The sequence below is a fragment of the Actinoallomurus iriomotensis genome, from assembly GCF_030269445.1.
Lineage (GTDB): Bacteria > Actinomycetota > Actinomycetes > Streptosporangiales > Streptosporangiaceae > Actinoallomurus > Actinoallomurus iriomotensis.
Map to the genome: position 1 here is coordinate 181,704 of NZ_BSTJ01000012.1, position 12,893 is coordinate 194,596.

Sequence of the window (12,893 nt, forward strand, 5' to 3'; positions counted from 1 at the left end):
GAACCGTGAGCGCGAAGGCAACAGCCGGCACGTCCGGAGGATCCGGCGAGGACGACCTCGCCGAGGTGCGGGTTCTCGGTGGCGAGCTGCGCACCGCCGTGGCGCGGATCTACAGCCGCTTCCGGTCCGAACGCGGCGAAGGCGAGATGGGTGAGGCGGCCGTCATCGTGCTCACCACGCTCCACAAACACGGGCCGCAGAGCCTCACCGACCTCAGCCGGCGCGCGCACGTCTCTCCCAGCTCGATGAGCCAGACCGTGAACCGGCTCGTCGCCGGCGGCCACGCCGTACGGGAGAAGGACCCCGCCGACGGTCGGCGGGTCCTGTTCCACCTGACGCCGGACGGTGCGGAGCACGCGCGAGCGGCCCTGGCCGTACGCCGGAACTGGCTCGACGGCCGCCTGGCCGAGCTCTCCGCCGCGGAGCGGCAGGCGCTGCTGGAGGCAGCGCGGATCATGCGCCGTCTCGCCGACACCTAGGCCGCCTCGCCCGGCGGTCTAACCCCGGCCGATGAACGGCATCTTCGTCGCGGCCAGGGTCATGAACTGCACGTTGGCCTCCAGCGGCAGGCTCGCCATGTACAGCACGGCCCGCGCGACCTGCTCGGCGTCGAACGTCGGCTCCGGCGCCAGCCGCCCGTCCGCCTGCCGGGCCCCCTCGGCGATGCCCGCGGTCATCTCGGTCGCCGCGTTGCCGATGTCGATCTGCCCGCAGGCGATGTCGTACGCCCGTCCGTCCAGCGACAGCGACTTGGTCAGGCCGGTGATGGCGTGTTTCGTGGCGGTGTAGGCGACGCTCCCGGGGCGTGGGGAGTGCGCGGAGATCGAACCGTTGTTGATGATCCGTCCACCGCGGGGCCGCTGCTCCTTCATCAGCCGCACCGCCTCCCGCGCGCACAGGAACGCGCCGGTCAGGTTCGTCTCGACCGTACGCCGCCAGTCCTCGACGGAGATCTCGTCGGCCGCGCCCGCGGGCCCGAACGTCCCCGCGTTGTTGAACAGCAGGTCCACCCGCCCCCACACGCGGCGTACCTCGGCGAACAGACCCGCCACCGCCTCGGCCGATCCGACGTCGGCGGGGACGGTCAGGGCCGCATCGGAACCGCCGGCCGTCTCGTGGAGCGGCTCGGCCCGCCGCCCGACCAGTGCCACCCGGTACCCGGCGTCGAGCAGGGCCCGCGCGACCTGCCGCCCGATGCCGGACCCGGCCCCGGTGACGACCGCGACGCTCATGCTCGACCGGAGTCGCGGGCCACGGACAGACCCCACAGCACCAGCGGCACCTGCAGGGGCAGCCGCCCGTACGCGACCGCGCGGTACGGCAGCGCGCGGTGCCGCCAGTCGTAGGCCATCTTCACGTTCGCCGGGAAGACGCCCGCGAACAGGCCCGCGGCCGCCAGCGCGCCCGCCCGGCGCGTGCGCGGAGCGGCGACCGCGGCCGCGCAGGCCAGTTCGGCCAGGCCGCTCACGTACGTCCAGGCGCGCGGAGGGCCCGGCAGGCGGGACGGGATGATCGCGTCGTACGGACGCGGCCGGAGGAAGTGGGTCACGCCGGCGCCGGCGAGCAGCGCCGCGAGCCCGAGCGCGGAGCGGGATGTCATGGTCGCTCACGTTATCCCGGTGGGCCGTCCAGGACGCCGCTGCGGTCCTGGACGGCCCCGGCGGGGGATCAGTTGGGCAGCGTCCACTGCTGGGCGGCGGTCCCGTTGCAGGTGTAGATCTGCAGCTGGGTGCCGTCCGTGGTGCTGCTGTTCGGATCGTCCAGGCACTTGCCGGACTCGGGGTTGGTCAGCGACCTGGCCGTCGCGTTGTAGGTCCACTGCTGCGCGCCGGTGTTGTTGCACTGGTACAGCTGGACCTTCGTGCCGTCCGCCGTGCCGCTGGTGGTCACGTCGAGACACTTGCCGAACGCGGTCAGCGTCCCGTCACCGGGCACCGTCCACTGCTGGGCGTTGGTCCCGTTGCACGTGTAGATCTGCACCGGCGTGCTGTTGGCGGCCGAGCTGTTCTTCACGTCGACGCACTTGCCGGCGATCCCGGAGGTGATCGGCCCGGTGTGCGTGGTGGACCCGCCCGACCCGGCGTACGACGGCGGCGCCGACGAGGCGGCGGTCGCCCACGAGGTGTTCGCGGCGGTGCCGAGCGTGAAGCTCAGCGTGCCGCCGCTGGTCACCGCCGACGGAGGCAGGTAGGCGTTGTTCCAGTTCCCGCCGTTCCACGTGGCGCTCTGCACGTACGGGGCGTCGGTCGCGGCCTGCGGGGCGTTGATGGTCAGCTTGTTCCCGGTGCTGAGCGTGATCACGACCTGGGTGAACAGCGGGCTGCCCAGCGCCAGGTCGGCCGTGCCGGGCGTCTCGGGGAAGATCCCCATCGCCGACCAGACGTACCAGGCGCTCATCGTGCCCAGGTCGTCGTTGCCGACGCCCCAGCCGGTCGGGGAGTCCGGCCACAGCTGGTTCTGCACGTTGCGGATGACCGACTGGGTCTTCCACGGCTGGCCGACGTAGTCGTACTCCCACGGCAGCTCGACGCTCGGCTCGTTGCCGAGGTCGGCGTGGTCGCCGCCGCTGCCGTTGTACGCGCCGAGGACGTGGTCGAGGTAGGAGACCATGCCGGCGTTGCCGCCCTTGGCGTCGGCCAGGCCGCGCACGTTGAACGGCACCATGCCGGTGTACTGCCACGACGTGCCCTCGACCATGTTGTCGCCGCTCGTCGGGGAGAAACCGCCGGTCCACGCGCCACTGGCGATCTTCGGCTGCATGAAGCCGCTGGAGGCGTTGAGCAGGTTCTTCCAGTCCTGCGCCCGGTTGACGAACTTCTGCTGGTTCGCGGTGTCGCCGAGCGCGCCCGCGAAGGCGCCCAGGGCGAAGTCGGCCGTGTTGTACTCCAGGGTCGTCGAGACCGACCCGTAGAAGTTGCAGCAGTCGTAGGAGCCGTCGCTCGGCAGGTAGCCGAGGCTGTCGAGGTAGTTCAGGCCGGGCCGGTCGTTGTTCGCGACCGTCGCCTCGTGGATCATCGCGCTCTTGGCCGCCGCGGTGTCGAAGCTCCGGCCGCCGAAGGCGTAGATGTCGGCGATGATCGCGTCGGCCGGGTCGCCGACCATGACGTAGGACTCGCCGTTGGCCTGCGCCCACTTGGGCAGCCGTGTGCTCTGGGCGTAGTCGTTGACCGCCGACTGGGCCACGTCACCGGCCTGCGACGGCGCGATCATGCCGATGAGCTGTGCCTGACTGCGGTAGATGTCCCAGCCCGAGTAGTTCGCGTACTGGGCGTGGCCCGAGGCGACCGTGTGCACGGCGTTGTCGAAGCCCATGTACTGCCCGTTGGTGTCGCTGAACACGTTCGGGTGCAGCAGCGCGTGGTACAGCGAGGTGTAGAAGACGTGCTGCTGCGCGGTGGTGCCGCCGGAGGTCTGGATCTTCCCGAGCGCGTCGTTCCAGGCGCCCCGGGCGGCGGTGCGCTTGCCGTCGAAGTCGAAGTTCGGCACCTCGGCGTCCCGGTTGGCCTTGGCGTTCGCGTCCGAGGTGAAGGAGACGCCGATCCGGGCGTTCACCACGTGGTTCGTCGTGGTGTTGAAGGTCAGGTACGCCCCGTTCGGGTCGGCGAGCGGCGCGGGCTGCGCCTGTTCGGCGCCGTGCAGGGTGGGCCTGCCGGGCTGCTCGGCGGCGTTCTTGGCGGCCCGCCTGGGCGTGGTGGTCGTGGTCGACTTCGCCGAGGTCGTACGGGCGCCGGCCTTGACCGTGGAGGCCAGCCACGTACCGGTGCTGAACGGCTGGTCGAACACGACCGAGAAGTGCAGCGTGTAGGTGTTGCCGGCGCCGCAGAAGTGGCCGCTCGTCACCGAGCCGGCGACCTCCGTGTCGCTGACCGCGGTCCAGGAGTTCGCGTAGTCGCCGTTCTGGCTGCCGGTGAGCTTGAACAGCAGGTTCGCCTGGGTGGTGGCGGGGAAGGTGAACCGCCCGATCCCGCCGCGGGTGGTGGTGGTCAGCTCGGTCTTGACCCCGTTGCCGAGGGTCACGCCGTAGTAGCCGGGCGAGGCGGACTCGTTCGCGTGCGAGTAGGACGAACTGGTCGAGCCCGGGTTACTGATCGCGCCGGTGGTCGGCATGATCGGGACGTCGCCGTACGCCCCGCAGCCCGGACCGGACATGTGGGTGAGGCTGAACCCGGTGATCGTGGAGCTGCTGTACGTGTAGCCGCCGCCCTGCGCGCGGGAGGAGGTGTCGGGGCTCCACTGGAGCATGCCGAACGGCACGTCGGCGCCGGGGAAGTCGTTCGCCGCGTTGGCCGTGCCGATGAGGGGGTTGACGAGGGAGGCGGGGTCGGAGACGGCGGCGGAAGCCGCCTGGGCGGGGAGGATTAACGCGGCGAGCAGCGTGCCGGCGGACACGAGCGGGCCGAGGAGACGGGGAGGGCCATGCGTGAGCGCCCTTTCGCGGAGGGGGACCAGGGCTCATGACAACGTTGTCAGACCACTCGTACGCCGCTGTGGAAGGCCAGTCAAGACATCTGTCACCACTCGGCCATTGGACCGTTTCGTACCGTTTCGGGGGCGCGTAGGCTGGCGGGAGGCGACGGGACGGAGCGAAGCATGGGCATGATGATGGCCGTCAGCTTCACGCGCTACGGGCGTCTGTACTACCTCGACCCTGGCCCGTACAGTCCGAAGGTCGGCGACAAGGTGCTCGTGCCGACCGACTCCGGCCCCGAGGTGGCCGAGTGCATCTGGGCCCCGCAGTACGTCTCCGAGGACGTCGAGGGCCTGCCGGTCTGCGAGGGCATCGCCGACGACGAGCACCTGGCCCGCGACGAGGCGAACCGCCGCCGGCGCGCCGAGTCGCGCTCGATCGCCAAGAAGCTGATCCGCAAGCACGAGCTGCCGATGAAGGTCATCGGCGTCGACTACCTCGACCAGGACAACGTCTACCGGGTCTACTTCTCCGCGCCGCACCGCGTCGACTTCCGCGCCCTCGTACGCGACCTGGCGCGGTCGATGAAGGCCCGGGTCGAGCTCCGCCAGGTCGGCCCGCGCGACGAGGCACGGCTGCAGGGCGGCATCGGCCCGTGTGGGCGCGACCTGTGCTGCGCGACGTTCCTCAAGGACTTCGAGCCGGTGTCGGTCCGCATGGCCAAGGAACAGGACCTGCCGGTGAACCCGCTGCGCATCGCGGGCGCCTGCGGACGCCTCATGTGCTGCCTGAAGTACGAGCACCCGCTGTACGTCGAGGCCCACGAGCGCATGCCCAGGCTCGGCGAGCGCGTGGGCACCCCCGCCGGCAACGGTCAGGTCGTCGGCCGCAACGTCCCCTCCGACACCGTCAACGTACGCCTCGACGGCGGCCGCAAGTGCGCCTGCCCGGTGGCGTCGGTCTGTTCGCCTCGCCGCCAGCACGACGATCACTACGGCGACAATCAGGATGACTCGCCGAACGCTGGGTAACGATGTTGTGGCAGTCCGCAAGCGTAGGCTGCCAGGGAGAACACTTCGGCGACAAGAACGGTGACGGCGTGAATAAGTTCCGTACGGTGACCGGCCTGGCCGTGGCGGCCTTCGTCGCGGCGGCCTGCACCGGCTTTCCGAATTCCAAAGCGGCACCCTCGCCGTCGCCGAAGGGCATCGCACGCTACTACGCCCAGCACGTCTCCTGGCACGACTGCGGCGGCGGCTTCCAGTGCGGAACGCTCCACATGCCGCTCGACTACGCCCACCCGGACGCCCAGCGCATCACGATGTCGGTCATCCGCCTGCCCGCCGAGGGCCAGCGCAAGGGCTCACTCCTGATCAACCCGGGCGGCCCCGGCGGCTCCGGCGTCGAGTTCGTCCGCGAGGGCGCCCGCCAGTTCGGCGCCGACCTGCGCAAGAACTTCGACCTCGTCGGCTTCGACCCGCGCGGCGTCAACCAGACCAAGCCGGCGGTCCGCTGCCTCACGAGCAAAGAACTCGACCGCTTCTTCGCCACCGACACCTCCCCGGACACCCCCGCCGAGGTCAACGACCTGGTCAAGGTCAGCAAGGGCTGGGCCGACGACTGCAAGACCCGCATCCCGTCCCTGCTCCCGTACGTCGGCACGATCAACGCCGCCAAGGACATGGACGTCCTCCGCGCCGCCCTCGGCGACCAGGGGATGACCTACTACGGCGCCTCGTACGGCACGTACCTCGGCGCGTACTACGCCGACCTGTTCCCCAAGCACGTACGCGCGATGGTCCTCGACGGCGCGATCGACCCGAAGCTGTCCGGCGACGCGGTCAACATCGAACAGGCCAAAGGCTTCGACACGGCCGTCCACGCGTTCGCCGCCGACTGCGTGAAGGCCAACGACTGCCCGCTGGGCAACGGCTCGGTCCACCAGGCACTCACCCGGCTCCAGCGGTTCTTCGCCCAGACGGACAAGAAGCCACTCAAAAACGGCCTGGGCGACGGCCGCGTGGTGGACGAGTCCCTGGTAGAGCTGGGCGTCGCCTCCGCGCTGTACAACAAGCAGACCTGGCCCATCCTGCGCCTCGCCCTGAAGAGCGGCATCGAACAGGGCGACGGCACGACACTGCTGCGCCTCGGCGACCTGCTGGTCGAACGCAACAAGGACGGCTCATACTCGAACCAGAGCGAAGCCAACATGGCCGTGAACTGCGTGGACAAGCCGTACTCACGTTCGCTGGGGGCGTGGAAGGACCAGGCCGCCAAGGCCAAGAAGGCCGCCCCGCTGTTCGGCCAGTTCGTGGTGTGGGGCACGCTGCCGTGCGGCTACTGGCCGGTCCAGAGCCACGAACAGCCCCGCCCGCTACACGCCCAGGGTTCCAAGCCGATCGTGGTCGTCGGCACCACCCGCGACCCGGCCACCCCGTACAGGTGGGCCCAGGCCCTGGCGTCCCAGCTGAACTCGGGCGTGCTGCTGAGCCTGGACGGCGACGGCCACACCGCCTACCTCCAGGGCAACCCGTGCATCAGCAGCGCCGTGGACCGCTACCTGATCTCCACAGCCACCCCGAAGAAGAACACGATGTGCCACTAGCCACGGGTGCACGAGGAGTGCCTGAGACCCGGTAGACTCAACGGGCGTCGCGCTGCGGTGCGGCAAGCCGCCTTAGCTCAGTCGGCAGAGCGATTCACTCGTAATGAATAGGTCATCGGTTCGATTCCGATAGGCGGCTCCCACGTCAAAGGCCCCTTCCGATCATGGAAGGGGCCTTTTTGCTAACGCCTTTGCTAACAGGCGCTCCTATGCCGCCTTGATGGCCTTGGCGAAGACGTCCGCGGCTGCCGTCTCGGCGGATCGGATCACGTGGGCGTAGACCCTCAGCGTGATCGCCGGGTCGCCGTGACCGAGCCTCGCGGCGACGACGTGGACGGGGACGCCCGCCAGGAGCAGCGTCGTGGCGTGGATGTGGCGCAGGTCGTGCAGTCGCGCGTAGGGGAGCGGGTCGGCCGGTGGCTTTCCTTCCTTCGGGTGGTTGTGGGCCTTAATGAGCTTGCGGGGGAGCGCCGTCACCGTGTCCGGGTAGATCGGGTCGCCCCAGGCCGTGGCGAAGACGTGGCCGTTCTTCTCGCCGCGCCATGAGTCGCCGGCCGCGAGCTTGTCGGCTGCCTGTGCGCGGTGGTGTTCTCTCAGGACTTTGACGGTCTCGTCGTCGATGCTGACGACGCGCTTCCTCCCGCTCTTGGTCGTGCCTTCGAGCCGCTCGCCTTCGACCACACCGGCCGAGCCGGTAATGACGATCTGCTTGCCGTCCAGGTCGACGTCGGACCAGCGGAGGTTGAGCAATTCCCCGCGTCGTGCGCCCGTGTAGGCGGCGACGTGGAAGAACGCGAACAGGCGGTGACCACGCGCGGTGTCGAGGAAGCTCCGGAGCTGGGCAGGGGTCCAGACGGTGCCCGGCTCCGCCAGGTGGACGCGTGGCCGCTTGGCGCGTTCGACGGGCGAGCTATCGATGAGCTGGTCGACCACGACCGCGTCACGGAAGGCACGCCGCAGAATCGCGTGAGTGTGGACCACGGTCGACACCGCGAGCGGCTTACCGTTGCGACCGCCGCCCTTCAGCAGGTCACGGTAGAGCTTGGTGATGGCGGACGGGCGGACGGCCTGGACCTGGAGGCCGCCGATGTACGGGTTGACGTACAGGCGGATGCCCTTGCGGTAGTCCTCCAGCGTCCCCGGCTTGATCTCCATGGCGTGGCTGTCCAGCCACTGGTCGAGGTAGTCGGCGACGGTGATCTCGTTGCGGTCGATGTACGTGCCGCGACGGGCCTTGACTCGTGCGTCGTCGCGAGCGGCCTTGGCCTCGTCTTCGGTGGCGAATCCACCGACCCACCGCGGTTTGCTCACGCCGGTCTCGGGATCTTTGACGCGGACGACGTAGGACCAGGTGCTACCGCGCTTCATGACGCCGTCACGAAGCTTGGGCTTGCCTTTCTTGGCGCGCTTGCGGTTGTTCGGCTCGTTCGGAGTCGTGGTCATCAGGCGGCCTCTTCCATGAGCTGGTCGATGTAGGAGGTGAGTGCGCGGTGCGGGATGCGCCGGGAGCCGTCGATGCGGAGTGAGGCGATGGCGCCGGCCTTGATGAGCTCGTAGAGCTTGCTGCGGGAGATGCCGAGCGCTGTGGCGGCTTCGGGGACGGTGAGCAGGAGCTTTGTCACGCGGCGAGCCCTTCCGGTGGTGCGGTCACGGGTAGTCGGGTGGCGGTGATGGCAGCGACGAGGAGTGCTTCACCGGTGGTCAGGCCCTGGCCGACGTACGCCCAGTGAGAGGTGACCAGGACGGTGTCGTCGTCGAAGGGGAGGCGTCCGGTGGTGACGGGGTGTTCGGTGCGTTGGTACTCGGCGCGAGCCGCGCGGAGGGTGGCGAGCGTGGTGGAGTAGGCGCGGCTTTTGGTGGAGAAGTGACCCCGGAAGCCGAGCATGTGAGCCCAGGCGGTCAGCCGCAGATCCTCCAACTCGGGTAGTGAGCCGAGTCGCAGACACTCAGCGATCAGTCGCCGAGCTGGGGCCGGATGTCGAGCTGATCGAGATCATCGGTGGGCCTGACACGGCGGTCGAGGGTGCCGACGCATTCGGCGGCTTTGGTGGCGTACTTGGCGACGTAGCCGGCCACTGCTTGCTCGGTGAGGTCGCCGTTTGCGGTGATGGGCCGGATGTCGAGTTCGCGACCCCAGGCGAGCGTGAGCGATGGCAACTCGGCCGCCTCGGGCGTGGCCACGGTGACGTGACGCGCCGCCTCGGTGATGGCCTCGGCGAGTCCATCGAGGGTCGCCCAGCCGGGCGGGAGCGTTGCGGGTCCGTCCGGCCCGTCGAGGCGGACGATGGCGTGGAAGTGGACGACGCCGCGTCGCTGGTATTCGGCGACCTTGGCGAAGGAGACCTTCAGCACCTGGCCGAGTTCCTTGACGCTCAGGCCGCAGTTGCGAGCCAAGACGCGGCGCAGCCGGATGGTGAACCGCCGCCACAACTCCGGCGCGAGAGCGTTGAACAGCACTGAGCCGGTGTGGTCGTAGCAGTCGGGGCAGATCGGCTCACCAAGCCGCGGATCATCGGCACTGTGCCGCTCGTTGCAGGCCACCGGGCGACCGTGCGGGCATGTGCCGCCCTTACGGCGTGGGCGGCAGCGCAGAACCTGGCCGTTCTTCATGCACAGGCTGTGGACAGCCCCGAACGATGGCGCGGTCAGGGTGAGGAAGACGGCTGGGTGTTCGGCGACTTCCGCGGGAACGCCTTTGCCGCCGACCAGGCCCGCGCGGATGAGCTGGTAGGTGTCGGCCCGGTAGGTCTCCGCACATGACGGGCAGCGCGACGCGCGCCGAGTCTTGCAGGCGACGCGCAGGACGCCGCCGGGTTCGTTTGCGGTGGTGTAGCGGTGGAGGAGGGCGCCGTTGAGCGGGTCGCGGTATTCGACCTTTCCGCGCAGGTGGACGGGCTGTGTGCATCCTCCGGTGTGGCGGATCTGGGCGGCCCAGCGGTCATAGTGCGGGTCGTTGTAGCGGGCGACCATCCCGTTGATGGCGTGTCGGGTCAGCGGGTTCGGCAAGATGGGCGAGTCCTCTCGCAGTGGTGATGTGTACGGATGGCCCCCGACGTGGCGGACGGCTTGGCGGTTGTACGACCACGCCGGGGGCGCTTCAGCGGGTCAGCAGAACCCGAGGCCCTCGCAGTGGCCGCAGGTGTCGCCGTAGCTGTCGAGACCGGTGCCGCCGCAGGTGCAGCACTGGTAGTGCTCGGGTTCCATCAGGCCGCTTCGGTGTCCGGGACGACCGATTCGGCGTAGGACTGGCCGGCCCGGTGTACGGCCATGACAGCCACGGGGATCGCGATGCAGCGGTACTCGACCGGGCCGAAGGTGCGGATGGCTTTGTAGTGGCCGCCCCGGGCGGTGTCGTCCGAGACCGGGACGCCAAGCAGCGCGGCGACCCGCTCGACCTCGGCGAAGGCTGCCGCGTCGGTGCCGTGGGCGTGTACCAGGACGTCAGTGCGGAACTCCGGGACTGGCACGGCGGGGTTGGTGTCGAGGTAGTCGGCGAGGGCGTGAAGGCCGTTGATGAACTCGGTGCGGTGGGTCATGGACGGTTCCCTTTCAGGCAGTGCGGATCTGGCGAAGAAGGTCCGAGGCGAGCTGGTTGGACACGCCCAGCCGGGCACGCAGCGCATCCCGTGTGATGGGGCGGCCATGCCGGGTCTCGTGTTCGTCGGCGACCCGGCGGGCGTAGGCGACCAGCGAGTCAGCAGGAGCTACGGAGGACGCCGGCTCGTCGGGCACGGGGACGAGTTCGCCCGGACGCGGCGTTTCCGGCTCGGACTCGTCCTGTCGCTCGTCCTGCGGCTTGCCGAAGGACGGCGGGATCGGGGACGACAGGACGACCGGGGACGATGCGGGACGGCGGCCGGTCGAGCGGCGTTCGAGCATCGAGACCGCGACCAGGAACGCCCCGGCCGGTGTCGCCGCTGTCAGCCAGCCCCATACGGTCGGTTCGGCCTGGGCGAGGTTGGCCGCCAGCGACAGCAGCACCCCGCCCGTCAGGACGAGCGCAGGCCAGGACACCCGCCGGGTCGTGCGGCCGGTTCGCTTGTCGCGTTGGCGTTCGCGGGCGGCCATGACGCAGGTCAGGTCGATGCAGACGGCGATGGCCCAGGCCATGGGTCCGTGTTGGCCGTGTTCGTTGGCGGTGTCGCGGATATGGGTGAACGAGCCTGCTCCGGCGATGCCGGCCAGGACGGCGACCGGCCCGGAGTCGACCGCCACCGCGGCGGCCTTCCGGCGGGTGCTCACGCGGCCACCTGGTCCAGGACGACCGCGAGGAGCGCGGCCAATTCGGGGTCGCAGTGGTGCGTCTCGGCCCAGGTGTCGGCGTCGGCCAGGTGGTGCAGGGTCGCGGACTCGCAGCAGCGCGCGCAGGCCGTGACGTACAGGCCGCGTCCTTCGTCCCACTCGACGGAGACGGGGACGAGGCCAGGACGGGCGGCAGGACGGCGAGGACGGCGGACGGGACGGAGCGGAATCACGTTGGTCATGGCGATCACCTCGGTTTCAGACATGGCTCGGCTAAGGACTTGGCGCAGGGCGCCGGTTGAGTGAGTTGGGGTTATGCGGCCTTGAGCGGCGGCACGGTGTCGACGGCGACCAGATCCGCCCACGCGGGGGTGAGGTTCGCGTACTGGCGGGCGGCGGCTTCGGCGTCCTCTTCGCTCACGTACACCGAGCGGGCACGGTGCCAGGTGCCGTCTTGTCCGGCGATGATGGCGACGCCGGGTGTCTCGGCGGCGATGGCGCGTGCCGCGTCGAGGGCATCGGGGTCCATATCGCCCAGCGTCATGTTGGCGGTCTCGGGGTCATTGACGCGGTGGCAGATCCGTCCGGACAACTGTGAACGCAGGGCGGTGACGCCGGGGCCGAGGTCGGAGCCGATGCGCTGACCGCAGACGATCAGGTAGACGGCGAAGGCCCTGCCGAGTTGCGCCACGCGCAGCAGAGCGGTCGCGGTCTTGGCGATCTCGTCTTTCTCGCTCTTGTCGGCCATCAGGAACAGTTCGGCGACCTCGTCCACCAGGACCACGATCGGCACCGGCCGTACCTGTTCCGGAAGCTTCCAGACGTTGCGTGCGCCCGCCTCGCGGCAGATTCGCATCCGGTCGGTCAGCACGCCCACCAGGTCATCGAGCAGCCGTACGCACTCAGTGCGGGTGGTGGCCAGCGCGGACAGGCGCGGGGCGTACGGGGTGAACTCCACTCCCCCTTTGAGGTCGAAGCCGACGAGGGCGACGGGTTGGGGCGCCAGACCCTTGATGATGGCGTTGGCCAGGTTGGACTTGCCGGACTGTGTCGCGCCCGCGTTCAGCCAGTGCGGCACCGTACGGAAGTCGATGACCCAGTCCCGGCCGTTCTCCAGCCGGCCCGGCCGCACCGTCAGCAACTCACCGGTCTCGGGTGAGACGTCGACGCCGATCAGCGGATCGCTCATGGTCGCCAGCAGCGTGACGGAGCCGGGCGCGGAGTCGACCACCCGGACCGCGTACACGCGCCAGGCATGCGCGAGTCGATCGCAGACCTTCACGTAGTCGTCCGGGATCTGCCCATCGTGCAGACGAACTCGGACGCGCCAGCCCAGGACGGTCGGCCGCAGCAGCCCGAGCCGGGGTGCGCGTTCGATGTCGACCCGCCGGACACGTCGCCGTTCGTGGATGACGGCGGAGGCCGTACGCAGGCCGGGGACGGCTTCCAGCGACAGCCGCCAGGCGCGGCGCTTGCGGGTGAGCGTGCAGCCGTAGGCCACGTGCCGCCAGGTCAGGTAGACCCGTACGGCCTTGAGTGGGAAGCCGACCGCGTACCAGAAGGAGCGCGGGAGCCAGTGGCGCCAGGCCCAGACCCCGGCCGCCGAAGCGACCGAGAGCCCGAGCATGGCGTACATCG

General features: G+C 69.8%; 12 protein-coding genes, 1 tRNA gene and 1 pseudogene. 4 read left to right on the forward strand and 10 right to left on the reverse strand.

Features of this window, described 5'->3' with window-relative positions; all coding sequences use genetic code 11:
* Positions 1 to 5: 5 nt before the first annotated feature.
* The gene (locus QSK37_RS39680; RefSeq protein WP_285631600.1) at positions 6 to 479 is read left to right on the forward strand and encodes a MarR family winged helix-turn-helix transcriptional regulator; all 474 of its coding nucleotides are present in this window, start codon (positions 6 to 8) and stop codon (positions 477 to 479) included.
* An 18-nt stretch (positions 480 to 497) separates the two neighbouring features.
* On the opposite strand, the gene QSK37_RS39685 is transcribed toward QSK37_RS39680, so the two are convergent.
* The 3 genes from QSK37_RS39685 to QSK37_RS39695 all read right to left on the reverse strand — a co-directional run bounded on the left by QSK37_RS39685 (position 498) and on the right by QSK37_RS39695 (position 4,389).
* Complete coding sequence (locus tag QSK37_RS39685; protein ID WP_285631603.1) at positions 498 to 1,232, reverse strand: SDR family oxidoreductase; 735 nt, start codon at positions 1,230 to 1,232, stop codon at positions 498 to 500.
* Positions 1,229 to 1,600: a DoxX family protein gene (locus tag QSK37_RS39690; RefSeq protein ID WP_285578223.1), complete on the reverse strand. Its 372-nt coding sequence runs from the start codon at positions 1,598 to 1,600 to the stop codon at positions 1,229 to 1,231. Before QSK37_RS39690 ends, QSK37_RS39685 begins: the two co-directional genes overlap by 4 nt.
* Before the next feature lie 68 nt (positions 1,601 to 1,668).
* Entirely contained in the window at positions 1,669 to 4,389 is a 2,721-nt protein-coding gene (locus tag QSK37_RS39695) for a lectin (RefSeq protein WP_285631606.1), read from the reverse strand.
* 201 nt (positions 4,390 to 4,590) lie between these two features.
* Between QSK37_RS39695 and QSK37_RS39700 the strand changes: the two genes are divergently transcribed.
* The 3 genes from QSK37_RS39700 (at position 4,591) to QSK37_RS39710 (ending at position 7,152) form a co-directional block, all read left to right on the forward strand.
* On the forward strand, positions 4,591 to 5,439 hold the full coding sequence (locus tag QSK37_RS39700) for a PSP1 domain-containing protein (RefSeq protein WP_285578225.1): 849 nt from the start codon (positions 4,591 to 4,593) through the stop codon (positions 5,437 to 5,439).
* Positions 5,440 to 5,507: 68 nt separating this feature from the next.
* Positions 5,508 to 7,013 (forward strand): alpha/beta hydrolase, encoded by a 1,506-nt coding sequence (locus tag QSK37_RS39705; protein ID WP_285631609.1) that lies wholly within the window; start codon positions 5,508 to 5,510, stop codon positions 7,011 to 7,013.
* A 66-nt stretch (positions 7,014 to 7,079) separates the two neighbouring features.
* A tRNA-Thr gene (locus QSK37_RS39710) sits at positions 7,080 to 7,152 on the forward strand.
* 68 nt (positions 7,153 to 7,220) lie between these two features.
* Here the strand turns inward: QSK37_RS39710 and QSK37_RS39715 are convergent.
* The 7 genes and pseudogenes from QSK37_RS39715 to QSK37_RS39750 all read right to left on the reverse strand — a co-directional run bounded on the left by QSK37_RS39715 (position 7,221) and on the right by QSK37_RS39750 (position 12,882).
* Complete coding sequence (locus QSK37_RS39715) at positions 7,221 to 8,456, reverse strand: site-specific integrase (protein ID WP_285631612.1); 1,236 nt, start codon at positions 8,454 to 8,456, stop codon at positions 7,221 to 7,223.
* Positions 8,456 to 8,635, reverse strand: a complete 180-nt coding sequence (locus QSK37_RS39720) for a helix-turn-helix domain-containing protein (protein WP_285631615.1) — start codon at positions 8,633 to 8,635, stop codon at positions 8,456 to 8,458. Before QSK37_RS39720 ends, QSK37_RS39715 begins: the two co-directional genes overlap by 1 nt.
* A pseudogene (locus QSK37_RS39730) lies at positions 8,632 to 9,983 on the reverse strand (replication initiator). The gene QSK37_RS39720 and the pseudogene QSK37_RS39730 overlap by 4 nt, the downstream one beginning before the upstream one ends.
* A 233-nt stretch (positions 9,984 to 10,216) precedes the next feature.
* Positions 10,217 to 10,549 (reverse strand): hypothetical protein, encoded by a 333-nt coding sequence (locus QSK37_RS39735; RefSeq protein ID WP_285631623.1) that lies wholly within the window; start codon positions 10,547 to 10,549, stop codon positions 10,217 to 10,219.
* A gap of 13 nt (positions 10,550 to 10,562) precedes the next feature.
* Positions 10,563 to 11,255, reverse strand: coding sequence for a DUF2637 domain-containing protein (locus QSK37_RS39740; RefSeq protein WP_285631626.1), 693 nt, complete (start codon positions 11,253 to 11,255; stop codon positions 10,563 to 10,565).
* Positions 11,252 to 11,497 carry a hypothetical protein gene (locus QSK37_RS39745; protein ID WP_285631630.1) on the reverse strand — a complete coding sequence of 82 codons (246 nt, stop codon included), beginning with the start codon at positions 11,495 to 11,497 and terminating at the stop codon, positions 11,252 to 11,254. Before QSK37_RS39745 ends, QSK37_RS39740 begins: the two co-directional genes overlap by 4 nt.
* 71 nt (positions 11,498 to 11,568) lie before the next feature.
* Positions 11,569 to 12,882, reverse strand: a complete 1,314-nt coding sequence (locus QSK37_RS39750; RefSeq protein WP_285632106.1) for an FtsK/SpoIIIE domain-containing protein — start codon at positions 12,880 to 12,882, stop codon at positions 11,569 to 11,571.
* Positions 12,883 to 12,893: the final 11 nt, after the last annotated feature.

Coding starts and splice junctions, on each gene's coding strand:
- QSK37_RS39685 (WP_285631603.1), bottom strand. CDS start 1,232: ATGAGCGTCGCGGTCGTCACCGGGGCCGGGTCCGGCATCGGGCGGCAG.
- QSK37_RS39690 (WP_285578223.1), bottom strand. CDS start 1,600: ATGACATCCCGCTCCGCGCTCGGGCTCGCGGCGCTGCTCGCCGGCGCC.
- QSK37_RS39700 (WP_285578225.1), top strand. CDS start 4,591: ATGGGCATGATGATGGCCGTCAGCTTCACGCGCTACGGGCGTCTGTAC.
- QSK37_RS39715 (WP_285631612.1), bottom strand. CDS start 8,456: ATGACCACGACTCCGAACGAGCCGAACAACCGCAAGCGCGCCAAGAAA.
- QSK37_RS39735 (WP_285631623.1), bottom strand. CDS start 10,549: ATGACCCACCGCACCGAGTTCATCAACGGCCTTCACGCCCTCGCCGAC.
- QSK37_RS39745 (WP_285631630.1), bottom strand. CDS start 11,497: ATGACCAACGTGATTCCGCTCCGTCCCGTCCGCCGTCCTCGCCGTCCT.
- QSK37_RS39750 (WP_285632106.1), bottom strand. CDS start 12,882: ATGCTCGGGCTCTCGGTCGCTTCGGCGGCCGGGGTCTGGGCCTGGCGC.